The organism is Pseudarthrobacter sp. IC2-21 (genome assembly GCF_034048115.1).
Taxonomy (GTDB): Bacteria; Actinomycetota; Actinomycetes; order Actinomycetales; family Micrococcaceae; genus Arthrobacter; species Arthrobacter naphthalenicus.
The window spans coordinates 453,153-476,777 of sequence record NZ_CP139145.1; the positions used below are offsets into that span (position 1 = coordinate 453,153).

19 protein-coding genes and 3 tRNA genes are annotated in these 23,625 nt (G+C 67.6%); 14 read left to right on the forward strand and 8 right to left on the reverse strand.

Annotation, left to right across the window (positions count from 1 at the left end; all coding sequences use genetic code 11):
* Positions 1–106: 106 nt before the first annotated feature.
* Together SBP01_RS02145 and SBP01_RS02150 are read left to right on the forward strand one after the other, a co-directional pair.
* A complete protein-coding gene (locus SBP01_RS02145) occupies positions 107–1,681 on the forward strand; it encodes a sensor histidine kinase (protein ID WP_320538402.1) in 1,575 nt (524 codons plus the stop codon).
* Complete coding sequence (locus SBP01_RS02150; protein WP_275214004.1) at positions 1,678–2,355, forward strand: response regulator; 678 nt, start codon at positions 1,678–1,680, stop codon at positions 2,353–2,355. Before SBP01_RS02145 ends, SBP01_RS02150 begins: the two co-directional genes overlap by 4 nt.
* A gap of 20 nt (positions 2,356–2,375) precedes the next feature.
* Here SBP01_RS02150 and hutG read toward each other — a convergent pair whose 3' ends face one another.
* Together hutG and SBP01_RS02160 are read right to left on the reverse strand one after the other, a co-directional pair.
* Entirely contained in the window at positions 2,376–3,365 is a 990-nt protein-coding gene (gene hutG, locus SBP01_RS02155) for a formimidoylglutamase (RefSeq protein ID WP_320537333.1), read from the reverse strand.
* A 156-nt stretch (positions 3,366–3,521) separates the two neighbouring features.
* Positions 3,522–4,964, reverse strand: a complete 1,443-nt coding sequence (locus SBP01_RS02160; RefSeq protein WP_275214006.1) for an NCS2 family permease — start codon at positions 4,962–4,964, stop codon at positions 3,522–3,524.
* Between the two features lie 172 nt (positions 4,965–5,136).
* Between SBP01_RS02160 and SBP01_RS02165 the strand changes: the two genes are divergently transcribed.
* Both SBP01_RS02165 and SBP01_RS02170 read left to right on the forward strand, forming a co-directional pair.
* Entirely contained in the window at positions 5,137–7,551 is a 2,415-nt protein-coding gene (locus SBP01_RS02165; protein ID WP_320537334.1) for an excinuclease ABC subunit UvrA, read from the forward strand.
* Positions 7,552–7,589: 38 nt separating this feature from the next.
* Entirely contained in the window at positions 7,590–8,234 is a 645-nt protein-coding gene (locus SBP01_RS02170; RefSeq protein WP_320537335.1) for a copper resistance protein CopC, read from the forward strand.
* Here the strand turns inward: SBP01_RS02170 and SBP01_RS02175 are convergent.
* Entirely contained in the window at positions 8,231–8,878 is a 648-nt protein-coding gene (locus SBP01_RS02175; protein ID WP_320538403.1) for an FAD-binding protein, read from the reverse strand. The two genes, SBP01_RS02170 and SBP01_RS02175, sit on opposite strands and share 4 nt — an antisense overlap.
* Before the next feature lie 431 nt (positions 8,879–9,309).
* Between SBP01_RS02175 and SBP01_RS02180 the strand changes: the two genes are divergently transcribed.
* The 5 genes from SBP01_RS02180 (at position 9,310) to SBP01_RS02200 (ending at position 16,396) form a co-directional block, all read left to right on the forward strand.
* Entirely contained in the window at positions 9,310–10,347 is a 1,038-nt protein-coding gene (locus SBP01_RS02180; protein ID WP_320537336.1) for a universal stress protein, read from the forward strand.
* Between the two features lie 77 nt (positions 10,348–10,424).
* Positions 10,425–13,142: a PEP/pyruvate-binding domain-containing protein gene (locus tag SBP01_RS02185; RefSeq protein WP_320538404.1), complete on the forward strand. Its 2,718-nt coding sequence runs from the start codon at positions 10,425–10,427 to the stop codon at positions 13,140–13,142.
* A 98-nt stretch (positions 13,143–13,240) separates the two neighbouring features.
* Positions 13,241–14,413 (forward strand): hypothetical protein, encoded by a 1,173-nt coding sequence (locus SBP01_RS02190; protein ID WP_320537337.1) that lies wholly within the window; start codon positions 13,241–13,243, stop codon positions 14,411–14,413.
* Positions 14,410–15,495 carry an ABC transporter ATP-binding protein gene (locus SBP01_RS02195; RefSeq protein WP_320537338.1) on the forward strand — a complete coding sequence of 362 codons (1,086 nt, stop codon included), beginning with the start codon at positions 14,410–14,412 and terminating at the stop codon, positions 15,493–15,495. Before SBP01_RS02190 ends, SBP01_RS02195 begins: the two co-directional genes overlap by 4 nt.
* Positions 15,485–16,396 (forward strand): ABC transporter permease, encoded by a 912-nt coding sequence (locus SBP01_RS02200; protein WP_414004254.1) that lies wholly within the window; start codon positions 15,485–15,487, stop codon positions 16,394–16,396. The genes SBP01_RS02195 and SBP01_RS02200 overlap by 11 nt, the downstream gene beginning before the upstream one ends.
* Positions 16,397–16,482: 86 nt before the next feature.
* Here SBP01_RS02200 and SBP01_RS02205 read toward each other — a convergent pair whose 3' ends face one another.
* The 3 genes from SBP01_RS02205 to SBP01_RS02215 form a co-directional block, all read right to left on the reverse strand.
* Positions 16,483–17,949: a C40 family peptidase gene (locus SBP01_RS02205; RefSeq protein WP_320537339.1), complete on the reverse strand. Its 1,467-nt coding sequence runs from the start codon at positions 17,947–17,949 to the stop codon at positions 16,483–16,485.
* Between the two features lie 203 nt (positions 17,950–18,152).
* Complete coding sequence (locus SBP01_RS02210) at positions 18,153–19,073, reverse strand: cation diffusion facilitator family transporter (protein ID WP_275214013.1); 921 nt, start codon at positions 19,071–19,073, stop codon at positions 18,153–18,155.
* A gap of 10 nt (positions 19,074–19,083) precedes the next feature.
* Positions 19,084–19,512, reverse strand: coding sequence for a metallopeptidase family protein (locus SBP01_RS02215; protein ID WP_275214014.1), 429 nt, complete (start codon positions 19,510–19,512; stop codon positions 19,084–19,086).
* A 74-nt stretch (positions 19,513–19,586) separates the two neighbouring features.
* On the opposite strand from SBP01_RS02215, the gene SBP01_RS02220 reads away from it, so the two are divergent.
* On the forward strand, positions 19,587–20,216 hold the full coding sequence (locus tag SBP01_RS02220) for a class I SAM-dependent methyltransferase (RefSeq protein WP_320537340.1): 630 nt from the start codon (positions 19,587–19,589) through the stop codon (positions 20,214–20,216).
* On the opposite strand, the gene SBP01_RS02225 is transcribed toward SBP01_RS02220, so the two are convergent.
* On the reverse strand, positions 20,213–21,154 hold the full coding sequence (locus tag SBP01_RS02225; protein WP_320537341.1) for a DMT family transporter: 942 nt from the start codon (positions 21,152–21,154) through the stop codon (positions 20,213–20,215). The two genes, SBP01_RS02220 and SBP01_RS02225, sit on opposite strands and share 4 nt — an antisense overlap.
* A gap of 124 nt (positions 21,155–21,278) precedes the next feature.
* Between SBP01_RS02225 and SBP01_RS02230 the strand changes: the two genes are divergently transcribed.
* Positions 21,279–22,001 carry a DsbA family protein gene (locus SBP01_RS02230; protein WP_320537342.1) on the forward strand — a complete coding sequence of 241 codons (723 nt, stop codon included), beginning with the start codon at positions 21,279–21,281 and terminating at the stop codon, positions 21,999–22,001.
* A 9-nt stretch (positions 22,002–22,010) separates the two neighbouring features.
* On the opposite strand, the gene SBP01_RS02235 is transcribed toward SBP01_RS02230, so the two are convergent.
* The gene (locus SBP01_RS02235; RefSeq protein WP_320537343.1) at positions 22,011–23,030 is read right to left on the reverse strand and encodes a PHP domain-containing protein; all 1,020 of its coding nucleotides are present in this window, start codon (positions 23,028–23,030) and stop codon (positions 22,011–22,013) included.
* Positions 23,031–23,198: 168 nt separating this feature from the next.
* On the opposite strand from SBP01_RS02235, the gene SBP01_RS02240 reads away from it, so the two are divergent.
* From SBP01_RS02240 to SBP01_RS02250, 3 genes are all read left to right on the forward strand, one after another.
* A tRNA-Glu gene (locus SBP01_RS02240) sits at positions 23,199–23,271 on the forward strand.
* A 91-nt stretch (positions 23,272–23,362) separates the two neighbouring features.
* A tRNA-Asp gene (locus SBP01_RS02245) sits at positions 23,363–23,436 on the forward strand.
* Between the two features lie 48 nt (positions 23,437–23,484).
* A tRNA-Phe gene (locus tag SBP01_RS02250) sits at positions 23,485–23,560 on the forward strand.
* Positions 23,561–23,625 lie beyond the last annotated feature (65 nt).

A 23,625-nucleotide genomic window follows, 5' to 3' on the forward strand; every position in this document is an offset into this window, starting at 1 on the left:
CCTCCGGGCGGGGTGGGGATATAGTTCCGGTAGCCGCGCCCGCGCATCGACCAGCCGGAGCGCCTACCCGCCACACGAAAGACCTACCGTGACTCGACGAAGAGGAATGTCCCTCGCAGGGCAGTACCTGCTGCTCCAGTTACTGATCGTCCTGGCCGTCCTGGTGGCCGTGGTTGCGATCTCGCTGGCCCAGTCCGCGGCCACGTTCGAGCGCATCGAGGGACGGCGGGCGCAGTCCGCCGCCGAGGCACTGGGCAACAACCCTGCCGTCCGCGCACTGCTCCCCTCGGCGGAGCCGCGCGGCAGCGCCAGCCTGGCGGCGGTGGCGGAGTCGGTCCGCACCGTGTCAGGGTCCTCGCAGGTTGCCATCGCCCAGATCGACCGCACCGTGGTGGCCTCCTCCGATCCGAACCTGTTGTCCCAGCCGCTGGAGCTCGGTGCCAGCAGGGTCATGGAGGGCCGGGCCTGGACCGGCCCCGTGGGCGGGGCGGGCTCGCAGTCCCTGTCCGCCCACGTGCCGGTCCTGGACGATAACGGGAAGATGATCGGCATCGCCTCCATCAGCCGGAACTACCCTTCAACGCTGGAACGGCTGGGGGATACCGTGCCGAACCTCCTCACCTATCTGGGCGTGGCGAGCGTGCTGGGAATTGCCGGCTCCCTGCTGCTGGCCCGCCGGGTGAAGCGGCAGACGCTCGGCATGGAACCCAGCGAAATCACCGGCCTGGTGGAGAACCGGGAGGCCATGCTGCACGGACTCAAGGAAGGCGTGGTGGCCCTGGACCCGCATGAGCGGATCACCGTGGTCAACGACAGTGCCCGCGCGCTCCTGGGGCTCCCCGCCGACTGCGTGGGTCAAAGGCTGCACAGCCTTTCCGTGGAGCCTGCCCTGAAGGACGTCCTGACCCGCGAACAGCCCGGGCCGGACCGGCTGGTGCTGGTGGGCGACCGGCTGGTGGTGCTGAACCGAGTCCCCATCCGGTCCCGGGGCCGGGACATCGGCTCCGTCACCACGCTGCGTGACCGCACGGAACTCTCCGCCCTCGAACGTGAACTGGGCACCACCCGCACCGCCACGGACACCCTCCGCGCCCAGGCGCACGAGTTCGCCAACCAGCTGCATGTGATCTCCGGCCTCATCCAGATCGGCGAATACGAGTCCGTGGTCCAGTTCGTCAACGGAGTCACCGTGGACAGGACCCGGCTGAATGACGAGGTCACCAGCCGCATCCAGGACCCTGCGCTCGCCGCCCTGCTGATTGCCAAGTCCAGCCTCGCCACCGAACGCGGCGTCGCCCTGCAGCTGGACCCCGAATCGGGGCTGGGGAGCGTTGACGATGAGTTGTCCCGCGACCTGACCACCGTCGTCGGAAACCTTGTGGACAACGCGTTCGACGCCGTTGCCGGGCTTCCCGAACCGGCGGTCCGGGTGCTGGTGGAGGACGCTCCCGACGGCGTGACGGTCACGGTGCGCGATACCGGCCCGGGTGTCGCGGGGGACACGGCGGAGATCTTCCGGCAGGGGTTTACCACCAAGGAACCCGGCCCTGCAGGCAGCCGGGGCTTTGGCCTGGCGCTGTCCCGTGTGCTGTGCCGGCGCAGCGGCGGCGACCTCGCGGTTGCCAACAACAAAGGAGCGGTCTTTACGGCCGTCCTGAAGAGAAGGAAATCCGAGCTGTGATCAAAGTCCTGATTGTTGATGACGACTTTATGGTGGCGAAAGTCCACGCGGGCTTCATCCAGCGCACGCCCGGATTCACCGTGGTGGGAGCGGCCCACACCGGCGCCCGGGCGGTGACCGAAACCGCGCGGCTGCAGCCGGACCTGGTCCTGCTCGACATCCACCTCCCGGACGCCAACGGCCTTGACCTGATGCACCGGCTCCGCGAAGTGGCCCCGGAACTGGATGTCCTGGTGATCAGCGCGGCCCGTGAGGTGGACACGGTGCGCAAAGCCCTCCGCGGCGGGATAGTGCACTACCTGATCAAGCCCTTCTCGCAGTCGGATCTGCAGGAACGGCTGGAACATTACCGCAGCGCCTACCAGGGCCTGGACGCCTCCAAGGACGTGGCGGAGCAGGCGGACGTCAACCGGGTGTTCGGCTTGGACGGTGCCGCGGGCAAGGACGGGCGGCCGCTGCCGAAGGGTTGCAGCATCGAAACGCTGAAGCTCGTGGAGGCAGCCCTGAAAGAGGCCGACGGCGACCTGTCCGCCAACGAGGTGGCAGTGCAGTTGGGCACGTCCCGGGTCAGCGCCCGCCGCTACCTTGAATACCTGAACGATGAAGGGGCCCTGGAGGTCCGGCTCAAGTACGGCGTGGGCCGGCCCGAGCGGCGCTACCTGCTGAAGGCCTAAACGAGCCGGCCGCGCAGCTACTAACGAAGCAGCGTGTTCACCAGCCTGGCAGCGACTTTGGCGGTCCGGCCGTCGATGTCGAACGCGGGGTTCAGTTCCGCCACGTCCAGGTGCAGGAGTTTGCCGCTTTCGGCCACCTGGCGGCACACGGCGCCGATCACGGGCAGCGGCACGCCAAAGGCGGCGGGCGCGCTCACCCCGGGGGCCACGGATGCCGGAAGGACGTCCAGGTCGATTGTCAGGTACAGCACGTCGACGCCGTCCAGGAACTGCGCAACGAAGTCCTGCACTTCTCCGGGTGCGCAGTCCTCGTCGGCCAGGTACCGCACGCCCAGCCGCCCGGCCGTGTCAAAGAGCGCCTTGGTGTTGTTGGCCTCGGAGATCCCGAGGACGGCGTACCGGAATTCACGCCCTGCGGCGGCTTCGGCCCGGGCCATCTGCAGGAACGGTGTTCCCGAGCTGGGCAGCGGTTCCTCGCGAAGATCAAAGTGCGCGTCGAGGTTCAGGATGCCCAGCCGCCGGCCGCCCCGGACTTCCGCGGAACCGGCCACCCCCAAATAGCTGGCAAAGGCCGTTTCGTGGCCGCCGCCGAGCATCACGGTGAGGCAGCCGGCGTCGAGCATGGCCGCAACAGCCTGCCCGGCGCGGGCCTGGCCGGCTTCCAGCGCGCCGTCCGCCACCACCACGTCGCCGGCGTCGGCCACTGCGCGGTCGAGGTGGAACGCCAGCGGACCAAGGGCGGCCCGGATGGCTGCGGGGGCTGCGGCGGCGCCGGTCCGGCCCTTGTTGCGGCGGACGCCTTCATCGCTTGCGAACCCGAGGAGCACGGCGGGGACGGCACCGGCATTGAGGGGCGCCGCACCGCCCGGCAGGTCGGAGGAGGACTCAGAGGGGGCTACCGCATAGGGGGACACCGCCTGCCACCAGCGGCGGTGCTCGGCGCCCTCACCGTCGAACCGTCCCGTCCAGGGCTGCGGCGGGACGTCAACGGTGAGCGCGGGAGAAACCATGCCCCAAGCTCACCGCAGCCCGGCCTCGAAAGCCAGCACCGCCGTCGTGATCCTGTCCGGAATCCCGGACATCCCCTTTAGCTCGAGAGGGCACTTCGCGGCAGTGTTTGCGCAAAACACTACCGCAAAGTGCCCTCTCGGCGGGCAGAGTGGGCCCTACTTCAGGCCCAGCGCGGCCTCGATGGGTCCCACGGCGAAGAACAGCAGGAAGGCGGCAGCCACGGCCCACATGAGGGGGTGGATTTCCCTGACCCGGCCCTGGACGGTACGGATGATGACAAACGCAATGAAGCCGGCACCCAGGCCATTGGCGATCGAGTAGGTGAACGGCATGAGGGTGAAGGTCAGGAAGGCCGGGATGGCGATGCCCCAGTCCTGCCAGTCGATCTTGCCCACCTGGGAGACCATCATGAACCCCACCACTACCAGGGCCGGCGCCACGGCCTCGAAGGGGACCAGGTTGATCAGCGGGGTGACGAACATGGCCACAAGGAACAGCAGGCCGGTGACAATGGAGGCCACACCCGTGCGGGCGCCCTCGCCGATGCCGGCACCGGCTTCAACGTAGATCTGGTTGGAGGAGACGGACGCGCCGCCGCCGATGATGGCGCCCAGTGCGTCCACCTGAAGCACCCGGTCAACGTCCGGGATGTTGCCGTTTTTGTCGATGGTTCCCGCCTCGGTGGCCAGGCCCACCATGGTGCCCATGGCGTCGAAGAAGATGCTGAGCAGGATCACGAAGGCCAGCAGTGTTGCGGCCACAACGCCGAGGTGCTCGAACGCGCCGAACGGGTTTGCTTTGCCGATCAGGGACAGATCGGGAGCCGCCCAGCCGGAGAAGGACGGCGCCACCAGGGACCAGCCCTGCGGGTTGTGGGTCTTGCCGTCGAAGCTGGGGCCGATGTGGAGGGTCAGTTCCAGGATGACCGAAAGCACCGTGGAGGTGATGATGCCGATCAGGATGGCGCCCTTGACCTTGCGGACCACCAGGGCGATGGTGAGGATCAGGCCAAAGACGAAGACGGCCGTGGGCCAGCCCAGCAGTTTGCCGTCGAAGCCCAGGCCCACCGGGACCGTGGTGCCGGCGACGTCCGGGATGCGGCGCACAAAGCCGGCGTTGACCAGCCCGATCAGGGCAATGAACAGGCCGATGCCCACCACAATGGCGGTCTTCAGTCCGTCGGGAACGGCCTTGAATACGGCTGTCCGGAAGCCTGTGAGGACCAGGATCAGCATGGTGATGCCGGAGAGGACCACCAGGCCCATCATGTCCGGCCAGGTCAGGCCCGGGTTGGTGGCCACGGTCACGGCCACGAACGCGTTGACGCCCAGGCCGGTGGCCAGGGCGAAGGGGTGCCTGCCCCAGGCGCCCATCAGGATGGTCAGGATGCCGGCTACGAGCGCCGTGACAGCGGCCACCGCGGTGAAACCCAGGGTGGTGCCGCTGGAATCGGGACCGGAGAGGATCAGCGGGTTCAGCACCACGATGTAGCTCATGGCGAAGAACGTGGCAAAGCCGCCGCGAATCTCGCGCGAGAGGTTGGACCCTCGCGCGGAAATCATAAAGTACCGGTCCAGGGCAGAGCCTTGCTTAAGCATTAGTCCTCCGGGGAAAGTGTTTTGGGTACTTGAATCCTAAGGGGCGGCGGGCCTGCACCCAGGACAACGTTGGCCCCGTCACAGCCTGACTCTACGCGCACTCATGTGCCGGCAGGCCGAGCCTAGAATGACTGTCAGGAACTTCACAACGCGTGCGGACGATGGAGACACGATGAGCACTGCCACCACCACAGACGAGCAACTCCCAGCGGTGCATGCGGCTGACAGCCACGACCTGATCAGCGTGCAGGGGGCCCGCGAGAACAACCTCAAGGACATCAGCGTCGATATCCCCAAGCGGCGGCTCACGGTGTTCACCGGGGTTTCGGGTTCGGGCAAGAGTTCGCTGGTGTTCGCCACCATTGCCGCGGAGTCGCAGCGGATGATCAATGAAACGTACAGCGCCTTTGTGCAGGGGTTCATGCCGAACCTCGCCCGGCCCGACGTGGACCGTCTTGAGGGCCTGACCACGGCGATCATCGTTGACCAGGAACGCATGGGCGCGAACCCCCGCTCCACGGTGGGTACCGCCACGGACGCCAACGCCATGCTGCGGATCCTTTTCAGCCGGCTCGGTGACCCGCAGGTGGGCCCGCCCACGGCCTTTTCCTTCAACGTTCCCACGCGCAAGGCCAGCGGTGTGATGAGCACCGAAAAAGCCGGTGGCAGGGTGGACAAGAGCGTGATCCAGAACGCGGTGTACCTGGGCGGCATGTGCCCGCGGTGCGAAGGCATGGGCTCGGTCTCCGACTTCGACCTCACCGCACTGTTTGACGAGACCAAATCCCTCGCCGAGGGCGCCCTGACAGTGCCCGGCTACAGCATGGACGGCTGGTACGGCCGCATCTTCAGCGGTGCCGGCTTCACCATGGACAAACCCATCGCCAAGTACACCAAAAAGGAAATGCACGATCTCCTGTACAAGGAGCCCACCAAGATCAAGGTGGAGGGCATCAACCTCACCTACGAAGGCCTGATCCCGAAGATTCAAAAGTCCATCCTCTCCAAGGATGTGGACGCCATGCAGCCGCACATCCGGGCTTTTGTGGAACGCGCCATCACTTTCCAGGCCTGCCCCGAGTGCGAGGGCACGCGGCTCAGCGCGGAGGCCAGGTCCTCGAAGATCCGGGGCAAAAACATCGCGGACCTGTGCCGGATGCAGATCACGGATCTTGCCGGCTGGGTCCGGAAGCTGAACGAGCCGTCCGTCGCGCCGCTCCTCAAAGGCCTGCAGCACCTGCTGGACTCGTTCGCCGAGATCGGCCTGGGCTACCTTTCCCTGGACCGGCCGGCCGGCACGCTGTCCGGCGGCGAAGCGCAGCGCACCAAGATGATCCGGCACCTTGGGTCCTCGCTCACGGACGTCACCTATGTCTTCGACGAGCCCACCATCGGCCTTCACCCGCATGACATCGAGCGGATGAACCAGCTCCTGCTGCAGCTGCGTGACAAGGGCAACACCGTGCTGGTCGTTGAGCACAAGCCCGAAACCATCGCCATCGCCGACCACGTCGTTGACCTCGGTCCGGGCGCCGGCACCGAGGGCGGCAGTGTCTGCTTCGAGGGAAGTGTGGAGGACCTGCGGGCCAGTGACACCATCACCGGCCGCCACCTCGATGACCGGGCCGCGGTCAAGCCGGCAACGCGTAAACCCGCCGGCGCTATGGAGGTCCGTGGCGCCTCCATGCACAACCTCAAGGATGTGGACGTGGACGTTCCGCTCGGCGTGTTGTGCGTGGTCACCGGTGTGGCCGGGTCGGGCAAGAGCTCCCTGATTCACGGCTCCGTGGCCGGCCGCGACGGTGTGGTGGTGATCGACCAGGGCGCCATCAAGGGTTCGCGCCGCAGCAACCCGGCAACCTACACCGGCCTGCTCGAGCCCATCCGGAAGGCGTTCGCCAAGGCCAACGGCGTCAAGCCGGCGCTGTTCAGCTCCAACTCCGAAGGCGCCTGCCCCACCTGTAACGGCGCAGGGGTCATCTTCACCGAGCTGGGCGTCATGGCCACGGTCGAATCCACGTGCGAGGACTGCGAGGGCCGCCGCTTCCAGGCCTCGGTCCTCGAGTACAGGCTCGGCGGCCGCAACATCGCCGAGGTCCTGTCCATGTCCATGGCCCAGGCGGAGGTCTTCTTCAGTGAAGGGGAGGCCCGGACCCCGGCGGCCCACAAGATCCTGGACCGGCTTGTGGATGTGGGACTCGGGTACCTGACGCTTGGCCAGCCGCTCACCACGCTCTCCGGCGGCGAGCGGCAACGCGTCAAGCTGGCCACGCAGATGGCGGAGAAGGGCGACGTCTACGTCCTCGATGAGCCCACCACGGGCCTCCACCTGGCGGACGTCGCCAACCTGCTGGGCCTCCTGGACCGCCTGGTGGATTCCGGCAAGTCGGTGATTGTCATTGAGCACCACCAGGCCGTCATGGCGCACGCTGACTGGATCATCGACCTGGGTCCCGGCGCAGGGCACGACGGCGGCAAGGTGGTTTTCGAGGGCACTCCCGCCGAGTTGGTGGCAGCGAAGTCCACGCTCACGGGCAAGCACCTCGCCCTCTACGTCAGTGGCCGGCGGGAAGCCCGCGCGGGCTAGGCTGGAAGGAAGCCATCTTCCAAGGGAGCAGTCCATCCATGCGTTCCATTCGCCGCCAGTTGCTGAGCATCCTGCTCGGGACTTTCGTTTTCGCCGCCGCGCTGCTGGGGTTTTCCGGCCCGGCGCTGGCGCACGACGCCGCCGAGTCCAGCAGTCCCGCGCAGGGTGCCACCCTGGCGGCGCCGCCTGAGAAGGTCTCGGTCACGTTCAGCAAGAACCCGCTCGGCATTGGCGCGCAGTTTTCGGTGAAGGACTCCTCCGGTGCCGAGTGGGCTGACGGGGCGGTCGAGATTGTGGACAACGTGGCGTCGCAGAAGCTGAAGGCGGGCGCGCCGGCGGGGGCTTACACCGTGGCCTGGCGTGTGGTCAGCTCGGATTCGCACCCCATCGAGGGCACGTTTGGCTTTACGGCGACGGGCGCCGCTGCGGGGGCGCCGGCGTCGGGCGTTTCAACGCCCGGTGCGAGTGCGACGGCGGCGGCGGGGGTCCCGGGCATGGGCACCGCCCAGCCGGGAATAACCGTGGCGCCCGAACCGGCCGTTGACGCATCGGAACCGTTTCCCTGGAGCCTGGTCATCTTCGCTGCCGTGGCCCTGGGGCTGCTGGTGACGATCGGCGTCCTGGCCAAGCGGCGGCTGGCCGTCGGTGGCGAGGACGAGGACACCGGGGCGTCAAAGTCCTAGACGGCTAAACTTCCCGCGACAAGGTCCGGGCCGCCCTCCGGGTGAACCTTGGAGGAGATGGCCTGGCCAACGGTTTTTGCCTGCCGCAGCACTTCCTTCGGCGAGGGCGTAATGAGGTCGCCCACGCCTACCAGGTAGATGCCGATGGTCCGCATGGCGGCCACCAGGTTGCGGCCCACCGTGATTCCGAAGTCGCTCAGCATGCGCCGCAGTTGGCTGTGCGCGCAGCGGGTCAGCACAATGTGGTCTGCCAACAGGATGCCATCGGGGGTGTGGACCTCCCACTGGCCGGCGCGCGGCTGCACCGATGACGCGTCTGCTGCGTCCGGGCTGCGGGCGGCCCCGCCCACCATGGTGAGTTGGACGGCCCGTGTGGTGTTGCGGACGTCCATCTGATGGCTGGCGGCATAGTTGCGCAGATGCCGGAGGATTTCGTTGCGTTCCCGGAGGGAATCGGAGTCGGCGGCGTCGCAGCGCTGGAGCGAGGTGGTGTTGGCCGGTTGCCCGGCGCCGAGGATGTCCAGCCCGTCCACCACGATGGCGTCCACACCGCGCCGCCGCAGTTCAGCCCCGACGGCGAGCCCCGAAAGCCCAGTGCCGATGATCACCGTGGTGGTGCGCTCGGTCCCGCCGGTCACAGGCATGGTTGACACTACAGTTCTCCTCCTTGAAGGCGTTCGCTTTGATACAGGCATCGTTGCCCGTATGCGTTTCCGTACCCCCAAAGTCCGGCCCGCAACAGCGGCCCGCGATGCACTCCTGCAGAGGACATCAACGGACCGTCAGTGCCTCGAAGGATACAGAATATTGGTGTCCGGGGATAGCCCATTTGGAAACATTCGTCTTAACGATGGATACGGTTGCCGAACTGATTGCCAAGGGCCGGGGAGAAGCGGCCGTGCGGCCGCGGCGCCCTTGCTAAGCAGTCAAGGACCGAGAATAGTGATAAATGGAAGCAGTGCGTTCCTGACCAGCCGCAATGTCCTGGCACCGGTGCCGGCGGAGCGCTCGGCTTCTGGCAGAATGGCCGGAACACCAGCCGGAATATGAGGCAGTACCGCGAGGAGGCGGCCCGATGGGCGCACATGAGATGCAACCGGACCCGGAGCGGAACAATGCGGCCAGCTCCGCCGCTCCCGAGGGAATCGTTGTTGGTGTAGACGGGTCCGACCATGGCCAGTGCGCACTGGTGTGGGCGGCACGGGAAGCCGAACGCCGCCGTCGGCCACTGCACATTGTCACCGCGTATTCGGTGCCGATCTTCGCCGCGTCCGGACTGGACGGCGGCTATGCCACCGTGGATGATTCGGTGATCCGCGAGGGCGCGGAAGCGATCATCCAGCAGGCCATGGACAAAGTTGCCGGCTACAACATCGACGTCGATGCCTCCGTGGAGAACGGCGACGCCTCCGGGGTGCTGCTGGAAATGTCGGAAACGGCGGAACTCCTGGTGTTCGGCACCCGGGGTCGCGGCGGATTTGTGGGCCGTCTGCTGGGCTCCGTGAGCAGCGCACTTCCTGCCCACGCCAAGTGCCCCACGGTCACCGTGCCGCTCGTGTGTTCGGACCGGCTGGGCGAAACCACCGACGACAAGCGCATCCGGGCCGAGCAGGCCAAGGAGGGGCACAAGCGGGTTGAGAACGTCGTTGTTGTGGGCGTGGACGGGTCAGAGCAAGCCCGCGTGGCTGTGCTGGAGGCCGCGGACCAGGCGGAACGGCTCGGTGCCACCCTGCGCGTTATCTGTGCCGTGCCGCAGTTCAGCGGGTCGCTGGCGTGGGTCCCGGCACCGGTGGACCGGCAGGCACTCTTTGCCGACATCCGTGAACAGCTCGAAGCCGGGAAAGCCTGGCTGAAGAGCCACTACCCCAACCTGCAGGTGGAATCGGAAGTGAAGGACGGCTCGGCCGTTGAGGTCCTGGTGGACGCCAGCCGGCATGCGGAACTTGTGGTGGTGGGCACGCGCGGCCGGGGCGGTTTCACCGGCATGCTGCTGGGTTCCACCTCGGGCGGCGTCCTGGCCCACACCAAGGGGCCGGTCATGGTGGTACCTGACAGGGACGATCCGCGGCTGGCGGACAGGGCGAAGTTCGGCCCTGTCCTCGGCGCAGCCTGACCCCCGGCCCCGAAAAAGGACGCAGGACAGTGACGGGCGGGTCTCCCATCCTCGGGCTGGGGGCTGTCACGGCTGACATGCTGGCCGTCGTCGGAGGGAAAGCCGCCAACCTTGGCGAGCTGCTGGCCGCCGGTCTGCCGGTGCCGGACGGATTCTGCCTGACGACGGCGGCCTACCGCCAAGCCACGGACGGCCATGCAGACGGAGGTGCCGGCCTGCTGGGCGCGGTCCATGAGGCCCTCAAAACCACCACGGACACCGACCTTCCCGCCCTGGCAGCACTGGCGGGCCGGGCACGCGACGCCATCCGGGCCGCTCCGGTCCCGCCGGACATAGCCGCCGCCATCGAGTCCGCCTACCAGGCGCTCGGGGAAGACGTGCCGGTGGCGGTGCGGTCCTCGGCCACAGCCGAGGACCTGCCGTCCGCGAGCTTCGCCGGGCAGCAGGACACCTACCTCAACGTGGTGGGCGCAGCGGCCGTGGTGGAGGCGGTACGCGACTGCTGGGCTTCGCTGTGGACTGACCGGGCGGTCAGCTACCGGGCCACCCGGGATATCGACCCTGCGGCCGTGGCCCTCGCTGTCGCGGTCCAGCGCATGGTGGATGCGACCGCCGCCGGCGTGCTGTTTACGGCGAACCCGCTCACGAACCGCCGGCAGCAGGCGGTCATTGACGCCAGCCCCGGCCTCGGGGAAGCGGTGGTCTCCGGAGCGGTGAACCCGGACCATTTTGTGGTGGATCCGGTCAGCGGCCGGGTCCTCGAACGTCGCCTTGGGGACAAACGCATCGCCGTCCGGCCCCTGACCGGCGGCGGCACCCACACGGTGGCAGTCAGCAACGGCGGCGCCACGGCCTGCCTCACGGACCGGCAGGCGGCCGAGCTGGCCGCCCTTGGACTTCGCGTTGAGCAACACTTCGGCGCGCCCCAGGACATCGAATGGGCCATCGACGGCGGCGGGCGGCTGTGGCTGACGCAGGCACGGCCCATCACCACGCTGTTCCCGGTGCCCCAGCGGCCGGCAGTCCAGGCTGCGGGCACTCCCGCCGCGACGGCCGGGACGCGGGTCTACCTTTGCCTGAGCCTGGCGCAGGGCCTGACCCGTCCGCTTACGCCAATGGGCCTGGCAGCATTCCGGCTGATCGCCTCCTCCGCGGCGCGCGCTGCGCACTTCGACGTGCCCCAGCCCTATAACGGCCCCTCACCCTACGCCGAGGCGGGCCAGCGCATGTACTTCGACCTCACTGCGGTGGCCCGCAGCACCATTGGCCGACGGATAGTCCCCAGGGTTTTTGACGTGATGGAAGCGCGCTCAGCCACAGTGCTGCGAACCATCTTCGAGGACCCGCGTTTTTCTGTGACCCGCCGGACTCCCCTCAGCCTGCTGCGCCACCTGGGTCCCATTGCCGTGCGCGCCCGGGTGCCGGAGGCACTGCTGCGGGCGGCCCTGCGTCCGGAGACGGCGCTCCGCCGGACCAACCGGCTGGCGAGCGAATTCCGCAACTCCCTTCAGCCCCCGGCCGGCGCCACTGCGCTGCAGCGGCTCGATCACGCCGAACACATCCTCGGCGTCCGGCTCTTCTCGGTGGTGCCATCCATCCTTCCCCTCCCGGCCCTTGGCTTCGCCTCGCTGGGACTGGTGGGGAGGCTGCTGGGCGGCGGCAGGTGGGATGACCTGCAGGTGGTCCTTCGCGGCCTCCCCAATAATGTGACCACCGAGATGGACCTGGAACTGTGGCGTCTTGCGCAGGTCATCAGAAACGACCGCGAATCCCGCACCGCGATGACCGGCCGCACACCCGCCGCGCTCACCGCGGACTTCAGGGCAGGCCAACTGCCCAGTGTCCTGCAGGCCGGACTAGCCCGGTTCATGGATCAGTACGGGCACCGGGCGGTGGCCGAGATCGACGTCGGAGTGCCGCGCTGGTCCGACGATCCCACCCACATCATCGGCGTGCTGGCCAACTATCTGCGCCTCGATGACGGCGCGGTCCCGCCGGACGTCCAGTTCAGCAACGCCGCCGAGGCGGCCGAGGCCCAGATTGAACGGCTTGTTGCGGAAGCGCGCGGCCGCGGTAAGCTGCGGGGTGCCGTGGTGAAGGCAGCGCTGCGGCGTGCCCGGTTGTTTACCGGCCTTCGGGAACTACCCAAGTTCCAACTGGTGGTGGCACTCGCCGAAGTCCGCAAGCAGCTGACCCTGGTGGGAACGGCCCTCACGGCTGCCGGCGCCCTGGACGCGCCGGACGACGTCTTCTTCCTGAACCTCCCCGAGGCCAGGGCCGGGCTCCGCAGGGTGGCGGAAGGCGGGCCCGGCGGGCAGCCGGGAACAGGCCGGACTGACCTGCGCGGCCTGGTGGCCGAACGGCGGGCGGCGTATGCCCTGGAGGTGGCCCGGCGGCACGTGCCCCGTGTGCTGCTTTCCGATGGCACGGAACCGGAGTCGGTGCAGCCGGCCGGCAGCACAGGCCGGCCCGATCAGGCAGGCATCCTGAGCGGCAGCCCGGCGTCCGCCGGTACCGTCACGGCCGCAGCCCGCGTCATCCTGGACCCGGTGGGTGCCCATCTTGAACCCGGTGAGATCCTGGTGGCGCCATCCACGGACCCCGGCTGGACCCCGCTGTTCCTCACGGCCGGCGGCCTGGTGATGGAGATGGGCGGGCCCAACTCACACGGCGCCGTGGTGGCACGCGAGTACGGCATCCCTGCCGTGGTGGGCGTCCCGGACGCCACCCTGCGGCTAACCACCGGCCAGCAGATCACGGTGGACGGCAGCGCCGGAACCGTGGTGACTCTGTAACCTCCGGCGCCGTTCGCTGTGTGTCACTCCGGGGGTGTGCGCAGGCGTCCCCAGGCGTAACCTGAACATATGGGCTCCAACGAAGAAGCGGGCCCGGCATGAACCGCGCATGGAAGCGCTGGGTGCCGGCCGCAGCTGTACCCGCATTGATCGCCGCCGGTGTGCTGGCGGGATCCATTCCTGCACGGGCCGGTGACCCGTTGCCGCAGAAGTCTCCCGCCGAGGTCCTCACCCTGTTGGGCCAGCACAGCAGCAGGACTTTCTCCGGCACTCTGGAGCAGGTTTCGCACCTTGGCCTGCCCGAACTGCCGCCCGGCACGCCCAGTTCAGGGCCGGTTTCAGCCGGCGGTCCGGCATCGATCATCGAGCTCCTGACCGGCGAACACACCGCCCGCATCTTTATGGACGGACCGGCCAAAATGCGCGTCCAGGTGATGGACCGGTTGGCGGAACGCGACGTCATCCGGCGCGACCACGACGTCTGGTTCTATAACTCCAAGGACAACTCCGCCGCCCACGTAACGCTTCCGGATGTCGCCAGCGATTTGCCTCTGCCAGGCAAGGACGGCTCCAGTGCGGACCCGTCAACGAAGGCCATCCCCACCCCGGAAGACCTGGCCACGAAGTTCCTGGCCAAGGTTGACAGCTCCACCGGGGTCACCGTTGGCCCGGAGGCCCAGGTGGCCGGCCGGTCCGCTTACAGCCTGGAGCTGGCGCCGCGCACCGAGGGCACCCTGCTGGCGAAGGTAGTCATCGCCGTCGACGGCCAGACCGGTATGCCGCTCAAGGTCACGGTGTCCGCGCGCGGCCAGTCGGAACCCGCCTTCGAAGCCGGCTACACCAGCCTTTCCCTCGCCGCCCCTGAAGACGCCACGTTCAACTTCGCCGCCCCGCCGGGAGCCACGGTCAAAGAACTGCAGACGCCTCCCATGCCGTCCAAGTCAGCCCTCCCGGCAAAACCAGGCATGACCACCCCCGAGCGCACGCCCGGGGCTAGTCTCGACGCACGGCATCACGACGGACCCCGGCTCGCAGTGACCGGCACAGGTTGGGAAACCGTGGTGGGGTTCCCGGCGCCAGCCGACGGTCAAAAAGCACAGGCCAGCGAATCGCTCCTGAAGGATCCGCTCCTGTCCCAGGCCGCCGTCGTCGTACCCGGCGGACGGCTGCTGTCCTCGTCCCTGGTCAACGTGCTGCTGACCAACGACGGCAGGATCTTTGTAGGGATGGTTCCGGCGGACCGGCTGCAGGCCGCCGCCGGCGCGGCATGAGCCCGGCCGGTGGCAGTGCCGCCGGGCTGACCATCGAAACGCAGGGCCTCACCAAACGGTTCGGCCACCAGCTGGCCGTGGACAATGTGGACCTGGCCGTGCCGCAGGGTGCCGTCTTCGGCTTCCTCGGCCCCAACGGATCCGGCAAAACCACCACCATCCGCATGCTGCTGGGCCTCGCCGCGGCGTCGGCCGGAACCGTCAGCGTCCTGGGGATGCCGATGCCCCGGCAGCTGCAGGAGGTGCTGCCGCGCGTCGGGGCTCTGGTGGAGGGGCCGGCGTTTTATCCCTTTCTGTCCGGCACCGCCAACCTGCACCGGTTCGACGCCGCGAGCCGGCACGGAACGCCCGGCACCAGGAACGCGCGCGTGGCGGCGGCACTTGACCGGGTGGGGCTCTCGCACGCCGCCGGCAAACGGGTGCACGCCTATTCGCTGGGCATGAAACAGCGCCTGGGGATCGCCAACGCCCTGCTGTCCCCGCGCGAGTTGCTGGTCCTGGACGAGCCCACCAACGGCCTGGACCCGCAGGGCACCCGCGAAGTGCGCAGCCTGATCCGCTCCCTCGCCGCCGACGGCGCCACCGTCTTCGTCTCCAGCCATCTGCTGGCCGAGGTGGAACAGATCTGCACGCACGCGGCGATCATGAGCGCCGGCCGGTTAGTGGCCCAGGGCCCGCTTGAGGAGCTCCGCCGGGGCGGCGAAACGCGGATCCGTCTTTTAACGCCCGACGCCGGCACCGCCTGTGAGGTCCTGCTGCGGCTGGGCATGGCTCCCGAACGCGCGGGCGTAGCGGGAATCAACGCTGCGGGACTCCATGCCGCGGGGAGCCCCGGGATGGACGGCGAGGTGGTCACCGCCGGGGCGGCGGCTGTGGCCCGGCCGGCGGGTGCGGCGGAAATTGCCGGTAACGCAGAAGGTAACGCACAACAGGTGCAGGAGCCGGTGTTGCCCCATCCCGAGGACATTGTGGCGGCGCTTGTGGCGGCAGGGGTGCGGGTCCGCGGCTTTGCCGTGGAGCGGGAAAGCCTTGAGGAACGTTTCGTTGCCTTGACGGGGGAGGGATTCGACGTTGCCCAGTGAAGTTTCCAGTGCTGACACCGCTGCGGGCGTGGGCAGCGTTGCACCTGCCGCGGGCACGCCGGTGGCAGGGACCGTCCCGGCGGCTGGCTCCAGCCTGTCCCTGTTGACGTCCGAACTTGCCACCCTCTTCCGCCGTCGCCGGACCTGGGCCATGTTGGCGGCGCTGGCCGCAATACCGGTGCTGATCGCCGTCGCGGTGCGGCTTTCGTCAGCTGTTCCGCCGGGGCGGGGGCCCGCCTTCCTGGACCGGATCACGCAGAACGGATTGTTCGTGGCCGTCACCGCGATGCTCGTCGCGGTCCCGCTGTTCCTTCCCCTCACCATTGGGGTAGTGGCGGGCGATACCATCGCCGGGGAGGCAAGCCTGGGCACCCTGCGTTACCTGTTGGTAGCGCCGGCCGGGCGGGTCCGGCTACTCCTGGTGAAATACACGGGTGCGCTGGCTTTCTGCCTGGCTGCCCCGCTCACGGTGGCGGTGGCCGGGGCGGCGATCGGAGCGGCCCTGTTCCCCGTCGGGCCGGTGACCCTTCTGTCCGGCGACGTGGTCCAGCCGCCGGAGGCAGGGCTACGGATTGTCCTGATCGCCGCGTATCTGGCGGTGTCTTTGGCCGGGTTGTCAGCCATCGGATTGTTCCTGTCCACCATGACGGTGGTTCCCGTCGGGGCGATGGCGGCCACCGTGGTGGTATCCGTGGCATCCCAGATCGCGGACCAGCTGCCACAGCTGGAATGGCTGCATCCATGGCTGTTCACGCACTACTGGTTTGGGTTCGCGGATGTCCTGCGCCAGCCGGTGGTGTGGGACTCTTTCGCCAGCAATGCCGTACTCCAGGCCGGATACGTGGCTGTGTTCGGAGCCCTCGCCTATGCCCGGTTCGTCACCAAGGACATTCTGTCCTGAGGCCGGCCACGGCGCCCGTCAGTACACGGCCCGGTGAATACACGAAGCCTGGTCAGTAGGCGACGTCTGTTCAGCAGACGCCCTGGTCAGTAGCGGGCGGCGTAGGGGTAGAGCTGCATTCCGGCCATCCGGCTCAACTGGGTGACTCCGATGCCTTCATCCGGGTTGAGTGCCTGCACCACCTGGCCATTGCCGAGGTAGATGGCGACGTGATAAAAACCCGGGGCCGAGCCCCATACCAACAGGTCGCCGCGACGGGCCTCGGAAAGCGGCACATGCACGGGAGCTGCGGCGAATTGTTGGGCAGCGGTGCGGGGCAGGTACATGCCGGCCGCGGCGAACGCGGTTTGGACCAGGCCGGAGCAGTCAAAACCCGTCGGTCCGGTCCCGCCGTACTGGTAGAAGTAGGGCGATCCCGTCTTTGACATCGCCACCGAGATAGCGGTCTCCACCGATCCGCCTGGTGCCGGCGCGGGGGCCGGTGCAGGTTCAGGTGCAGGGGCTGGCGCAGGAGCAGGAGCAGGGGCGGGTGCCGGCGCGGGGGCAGGAGCTGGCGCGGGCGCCGGGGCTGGGACGGGTTCTGGCGCCGGTGCTGGGGCTGGCGCCGGAGCGGGAGCCGGGACGGGAGCAGGTTCTGGCGCCGGCTGGATACCCGGTGCCGCCGGCGCCTGGGGGGCTATCGCCCGCGGTGCACCCGGTGCACCAGGCGCAGCCGGCGCGACCGCCGTTTGGCCCGGTGTCCCCTGTGCCGCAGCCGCAGTGATGGCCGCCAGCCTGGCCTCCTCGCGTTGCCGGTCGAGTTCGTCCACCCGGGCGGACTCCAGGGCGACAGTGGTGTTTCTCAGCTCGGCGAGCTGGTCCACCAGAACGGTCCGCTGGGATCTTGCCTCGGCTACGGCCCGTACTTGGGCGGCGTTAGCTCCTTCGGCCTCGGCCTTGCGGGCTTCGGCTGTTTTGGCGGCGTCGTCGGCGGCCTGCTTGGCGTCCGACGCGGAGGCGGTAAGCGACTGCGCCGCAGCGGCGGCAGTTTCCGCGGATTCAAAGGCCCGGCTACGGCTGGCCGTAATGGCCTGCAGCGTTGCGGCCTGCTGGAGCCCTTCGCCGTTGCCGCTGACGAATGTGGTGAGCGTCGGATTCAGACCACCGTTGCGGTAGAGGTCGCCAGCCAGTTGGCCCACCTGTTTGCGGGTTTTGTCCTGCGCCTGCACGGCCACCTCGGCCCGTGCGGCGGCGACTTCCGCCGCGCTTCGCCGCGCCTGAAGCTCCACTAACGCCTCGCTGTAGGAGTTATTTGCCTGCAGCGTCAGCGCGAAGGTGACTTGCTGGGTGCCGGCGGCCTCCGCCAGGAGCCGTTCGATCGCGGTGACCTGGTCCGCCGTCGCGTTTTCATTGGACTTCGCCGCCGCGATGTCCTCGGCCGAGGGCACCTCCGGTGAGGCCGGCCGCTGGATGGCAGGCAGCGAAGATGCCTGGGCGGGAAGGGCGAGTGTCCCGGAAAGCACAACGGCGGTACACAGTACGACGGCCCTCAGGCCGGATCCGGACAAAACCATTCGCAGAACCTCGCAGGATACTCAGGCTGGGGGAGCGAGGTCTGGTGGCGGCACAAATGGCCCCTCTGCTGATCGCCCAGCAGTCAGAGGCTACGTGACATGCTCCACTTTGGCAACAGCAGTCACATCAATAACATAAACAACAACAGTGTGATTCCGTCCCATTTGCAGCCAGCGTGTCGCAGGCCCACCGCCAGGAGGAACTACGCGTGCTGGGCGGACTCGTGCTCGGAATGGCTGGCAGGCTCGAGCTGGAATGTGCAGTGCTCGGTGTCGAAGTGCGAGCCGAGGCACGCGGTCAGCTTGTCCAGGACCTGGTCTGCGCCGCGGGCGTTCAGGACGCCGTCCTCCACCACCACGTGGGCGGAAAACACCGGCACGCCGGAGGTGATGGTCCAGATGTGGATGTCGTGGACGTCCACCACGCCGTCGACACTGAGGATGTGTTCGCGGATCATCTGAACCTCCACACCCTTCGGAGTGGCTTCAAGGAGAACGTCCACCACATCGCGGAGCAGGCTCCAGGCCCGCGGCAGGATCATCAGGGCAATGAGGACTGAGGCGATGGTATCGGCCGCCTGGTAGCCGGTGAACATGATGATCAGGGCCGCGACAATGACGGCGAAGGAACCCAGCAGGTCACCGAGCACTTCAAGATACGCCCCCCGCACATTCAGGCTGTCCCGGTGCGCGCCGTGCAGGATCAGCAGCGACACCAGGTTGGCCACGGCGCCCAGGATGGCGGCGAAGAGCATGATGTCGGTATGGACTTCGGGCGCCGACCCGATGCGCCGGATGGCCTCGGTGAAGATGACCACGGAGATGACAATCAGGATCAGGGCGTTGGCCAGGGCGGCGAGGACCTCCGCGCGCTGGTAGCCGTAGGTCCGCTGGTCGCTGGCCGGCCGCCCCGCGATCCAGGCTGCCAGGAGGGCGATGGTGACGCCAGCGGCGTCGGACAGCATGTGGCCGGCGTCTGCCAGCAGCGCCAGGGATCCGGACAGGACGGACCCCACCACCTGGACCAGGACAACGGTCAGCGTGATGGCCAGGACGGCGATGAGCCGTTTGCGGTGCCGGCCCGTTGCTGTGATCCCGTGCGTGTGGCTGTGGTCGTGTCCCATGGCTACAAGGCTAGTCCCAGCCCAGCTCGTGCAGCCGGTGGTCATCGATGCCGAAGTGATGGGCGATCTCATGCACCACGGTCACGGCAACCTCCCGGATGACCTCCTCGCGGGAGACGCAGATGTCCAGGATGGGCTGGCGGAAGATCGTGATCCGGTCCGGCAGCGAACCGGCGTCCCACCAGGAATCACGCTCCGTCAGGGGGACACCTTCATAGAGGCCCAGCAGGACGGTGTCCGGGTCTTCACCGGGACCGGGCACATAGTCGTCCTCGACAAAGACGGCCACGTTGTCCATGGCGGCTGCAAGTTTGGGCGGGATCAGGCCCAGGGCATCAGTGACAGCGGCTTCGAAGTCGTCAGCGGACATCTCGAAGGGAAGCGGCTCGTGCGGGCCCTCCGGGATGATGGGCAGTCCGGGCGGGAGATGGGCGGGCATAAGCAGACTCTAGTCCGCGGCGGGGCCGGCATGCATACTGAAAGCCGGACCTCGACCCCCAAGTGAGGAACCGCATGTCCATCCACCACCGCCTGTTTGCAGCCACCTATGACACCTTGTTGAAGCCAGTGGAACGCAGGGAGCTCGCGCCCAGAAGAGCGCGGCTGCTCGCCGGGCTGCAGGGAACTGTGGTGGACGTCGGCTCAGGCACCGGAGCCAATCTTTCCCACTTCCGCCATGCAAAACGCGTCGTTCTCGTGGAACCGGATCCTTACATGAGGGCCAGGTTGAGCACCCGGCTGGGGGAATCACCCGTCCCGGTTACCGTTTCCGACGCCGATGCGGAGCACCTGCCGCCGGCCGACGGCGAGGCGGACGCGGTCGTGTTCACCCTGGTGCTGTGCTCGGTGCCGGATCAGCGGCTTGCGCTGCTGGAAGCGCGCAGGGTACTCAAGCCTGGTGGAACCCTGGCTGTGCTGGAACACGTCCGCCGTCCGGGCCGTGCCGGCCGCTGGCAGGACAGGCTGGACGGCCTGTGGGGCCGGTTCGTTGCGCCCGGCTGCCACCTCAACCGGGACACGGTTGCAGCCATTGCCGAGGCCGGGTTCGACTTCAGCGAAGTCAGCAGGTTTGAACCACCGGCTGTTGCACTGGCCACTCCGGTCATCGCGGGTACGGCGGTTTTGCGGCCCGGGGATCGCTAGGCCCGGCGGCGGGTGAGGCCCACCCCGACCAGGCAGACAGCGCCGCCCGCCAGGCCCCAGACGGAGGGGACTTCGCTGAGGAGGAGCCAGGAGATCAGGATGGTGGTCCCGGGCACCAGGTAGGTGGTGGCGGCCAACTTCCCGGCCTCGATGAGGGACAACGCGTAAGCCCACGTGGTGAAGGCGATCGCCGTCGGAAAGACGCCGAGGTACACCAGCCCCCACGTAGCGGACGCCGGCGCGGCCTGCACTTCAGAAACCAGCTGCCCGGCAAACGGCAGGCAGCAGATGGCGCCCACCATGATGCCAAACCACGTGGCCTGCGCAGCCGGAACCTTCCGCAGCACCGGTTTCTGGATGATGACACTGACCGCGGCGAGCACGGCGGCGAGGAGGCAGAGCAGCACGCCGGCAACATCCGCCGTCGAACGTTCACCCGAAGACGGGCCCGAACCAAGCGCGATCAGCGCCACCCCGCCGAAGGCCACCAGGCTGCCGATGATCAGCCAGCGCGGGAAGCCTTCCCTCAGGACGAGGCCCGCCATGATGGCCACCAGGATGGGATTGACGTTGATCAGCAGGGCCGCGGTGCCGGCATCCAGAAGGTGCTCCGCCGCATTCAGCGCCACGTTGTAGCCGCCGAACCACATCACCCCGTAGCCGAGGATGGGCCACCATTCGCGGCCATGCGGCAGTGCCTTGCCCTTGCGCAGTTGAGGCAGCACCAGGGCACCGAGTACGACGGCGGCAACCGCCAACCTGCCCAGCGTCAGGGACCCGGGGGAAAAGTTTGGTCCGATCGCCCGGATGCCCACAAACGCCGATGCCCACAGCACCACCGTGACCAGGACAGCCGCGATGCCGGGTTTGCTGACGCGGCCGTGCCCGGCGGGAGGGGGTGCTGAGTGTGCAGAATCGACGGGGGAGGTGGAAGCCATGCTGCCAATCTAGCCCTGCACCGGGCTGGCGGCTGGCGGAAATCGGTCACCTCTGGTCGAGTTCCTGTCATGGGCCGGGCTGCGAATAGCCGGGTACTGCTGCGGGCCGGTTAGGATGCGTTCCATGGTCACAGCTTCTACGTCCCGCGGGTCCGCCCCCGACCCTGCCAAGAGGGTCCGCCGGGTCATCTGGATCCTGCTCGGTGTCATGGTGGTGGCCGGCGGTGCCTGGTACGCGATGCTGACGCTGAACAAGCCCGCGGCCCCGGCCGTGCCGCCTGCCGCGGCCGGTCCGGGCGTTCCAGCCTCTCAAGCCGCCGAACAACTGGTCCGGGCGGACAGCCACCGGCTCACCGCCCCGGCTGTGGAAAAGGCGCAGTTGGTGGAGTTCCTGGACTTTGAATGCGAAGCCTGCCGCTCCATCCATCCTTTCGCGGAGGAACTGAAGCAGGAATTTGGCGACAGCATCACCTTCGTCAACCGCTATTTCCCGCTCCCCTCACACCCGAACTCCGGCACCGCCGCGCTCGCTGTGGAAGCTGCCGCGCAGCAAGGCAAGTTTGAAGCCATGGCCGCGAAGATGTTTGAAACCCAGGATCGGTGGCACGGAAAGCCCGAGTCCCAGGCGCCGCTCTTCCGCACCTTTGCTGCGGACCTGGGACTCGACCTCGCCGCGTTCGACGCTGTTGTGCTCGATGAGAAAACGAAGGACCGCATCCGTGCCGATGTTGCGGACGGCACGGCCCTGGGCGTGAGAAGCACTCCGACTTTCTTCCTGAACGGCGAGAAACTGACTTTGACCACCAAGCAGGACTTCCGGCAGAAACTGGCCGCCGCGGTAAAGTAGCCGGCTTCGTCAGCCCTTCCCGGCCCACGCCATCAGCCGGTCCAGGGGCCATGTGGTGACAATCCGCTCGGCGGGGACCCCGTTCAGGGCGGCGCGGGCGGCTCCATACTGGAGGAAGTCGAGCTGTCCGGGTGCGTGGGCGTCGCTGTCGATTGAAAAGAGGCACCCGGCGTCCAGGGCAAGCTGAATCAGGTTGTCCGGCGGGTCCTGCCGTTCGGGCCGCGAGTTGATCTCCACGGCCACGTTGTGTTCGGCGCATGCGGCAAAGACTTCCCTGGCATCAAACTCGGACGGGGGCCGGGTGCCGCGCGATCCTTCCACCAAGCGGCCGGTGCAATGGCCCAGGACGTTGGTGTGCGGATCCCGGATGCCACCCAGCATGCGTTCGGTCATGGTGCTCCGGTCCGAGCGGAGTTTGGAGTGCACGCTGGCCACCACGATGTCCAGCCGGTCCAGCATCGCCGGAGTCTGGTCCAGCTCGCCGGACTCCAGGATGTCCACCTCGATGCCCGCAAGGAGCCGAAAACCGTTGGTGTTGCCCGCGTTGAGCCCTGCCACAACATCGAGCTGCTCTGTGAGGCGCTCCACGCTGAGGCCGTTGGCGATGGTCAGGTTGGGTGAGTGGTCCGTGAGGGCCAGGTATTCGCGGCCCAGCACCTGCGCCGCCGCAGCCATCAGCTGGATGGGGGAACCGCCGTCGGACCAGTCACTGTGGCTGTGCAGATCGCCGCGCAGCGACTTCCGCAGCTCAGTCCCGCCGTCGTCCAGAGGCTCCTGCCCCTTCAGCCGAAGGTCTGCGAGGTAGTCCGGCACCTCGCCGTCCACCGCCTGGCGCACCACCTGGTAGGTGCGGTCGCCGATTCCCTTCATGCTTTTGAGCCTGCCGTCCCGGGCACGTGCCTCCACCTCGGCAGGGGCCAGGCCGGCGATGACCCCGGCTGCCTTCCGAAAGGCCTGGACCTTGAAGGTGGCAGCGCGTCCGCGCTCCAGCCAAAAGGCGATCTCGTTGAGCGCGGCGACGGCATCCATCCGTCCATCTTCGCTTGTCCCGGCCGCGTCGTTGAGTCCTTCCCGGCCCGATTTTGGAATATTCCATCCAAGGCCCTATAGTTTTAGAGTCCAGTTCGGAGAAACACCAAACGGCAAAGACTGACGGCCTCGGCCCGAAGCCTTTTCTTTTGTTCCGAACGGGTTCTGGCCCCCATCGTCTAGCGGCCTAGGACACCGCCCTTTCACGGCGGCGGCACGGGTTCGAATCCCGTTGGGGGTACGCAAGGAACTGGTCTGGCAGGCAGAAAATGTCTGGTAAGCTAGGAGCCTTGAAAAAACGCGGTAGGCATACTGCGAAGCAAGAAACGCAAGGCCCTGTAGCGCAGTTGGTTAGCGCGCCGCCCTGTCACGGCGGAGGTCGCGGGTTCAAGTCCCGTCAGGGTCGCTCTGGTTGCCGGAAGAGATTTCGGCGGTCATGGTGACATGTCACCTAGGCTCTGTAGCTCAGTTGGTAGAGCGTTCGACTGAAAATCGAAAGGTCACCGGATCGACGCCGGTCGGAGCCACCACTGGGAAGCATCAGTTCTTCGGAACTGGTGCTTTTCTTCTTTAACCGGCGTTGGCAGGCTGGGAG

Coding starts and splice junctions, on each gene's coding strand:
- SBP01_RS02215 (WP_275214014.1), bottom strand. CDS start 19,512: ATGCCCGCCCATCTCCCGCCCGGACTGCCCATCATCCCGGAGGGCCCG.
- SBP01_RS02190 (WP_320537337.1), top strand. CDS start 13,241: ATGAACCGCGCATGGAAGCGCTGGGTGCCGGCCGCAGCTGTACCCGCA.
- SBP01_RS02175 (WP_320538403.1), bottom strand. CDS start 8,878: ATGCCTGTGACCGGCGGGACCGAGCGCACCACCACGGTGATCATCGGC.
- SBP01_RS02145 (WP_320538402.1), top strand. CDS start 107: ATGTCCCTCGCAGGGCAGTACCTGCTGCTCCAGTTACTGATCGTCCTG.
- SBP01_RS02170 (WP_320537335.1), top strand. CDS start 7,590: ATGCGTTCCATTCGCCGCCAGTTGCTGAGCATCCTGCTCGGGACTTTC.
- SBP01_RS02165 (WP_320537334.1), top strand. CDS start 5,137: ATGAGCACTGCCACCACCACAGACGAGCAACTCCCAGCGGTGCATGCG.
- SBP01_RS02225 (WP_320537341.1), bottom strand. CDS start 21,154: ATGGCTTCCACCTCCCCCGTCGATTCTGCACACTCAGCACCCCCTCCC.
- SBP01_RS02210 (WP_275214013.1), bottom strand. CDS start 19,073: ATGGGACACGACCACAGCCACACGCACGGGATCACAGCAACGGGCCGG.
- SBP01_RS02230 (WP_320537342.1), top strand. CDS start 21,279: ATGGTCACAGCTTCTACGTCCCGCGGGTCCGCCCCCGACCCTGCCAAG.
- SBP01_RS02235 (WP_320537343.1), bottom strand. CDS start 23,030: ATGGATGCCGTCGCCGCGCTCAACGAGATCGCCTTTTGGCTGGAGCGC.
- SBP01_RS02195 (WP_320537338.1), top strand. CDS start 14,410: ATGAGCCCGGCCGGTGGCAGTGCCGCCGGGCTGACCATCGAAACGCAG.
- SBP01_RS02160 (WP_275214006.1), bottom strand. CDS start 4,964: ATGCTTAAGCAAGGCTCTGCCCTGGACCGGTACTTTATGATTTCCGCG.
- SBP01_RS02205 (WP_320537339.1), bottom strand. CDS start 17,949: ATGGTTTTGTCCGGATCCGGCCTGAGGGCCGTCGTACTGTGTACCGCC.
- hutG (WP_320537333.1), bottom strand. CDS start 3,365: ATGGTTTCTCCCGCGCTCACCGTTGACGTCCCGCCGCAGCCCTGGACG.
- SBP01_RS02185 (WP_320538404.1), top strand. CDS start 10,425: ATGCTGGCCGTCGTCGGAGGGAAAGCCGCCAACCTTGGCGAGCTGCTG.
- SBP01_RS02220 (WP_320537340.1), top strand. CDS start 19,587: ATGTCCATCCACCACCGCCTGTTTGCAGCCACCTATGACACCTTGTTG.
- SBP01_RS02180 (WP_320537336.1), top strand. CDS start 9,310: ATGGGCGCACATGAGATGCAACCGGACCCGGAGCGGAACAATGCGGCC.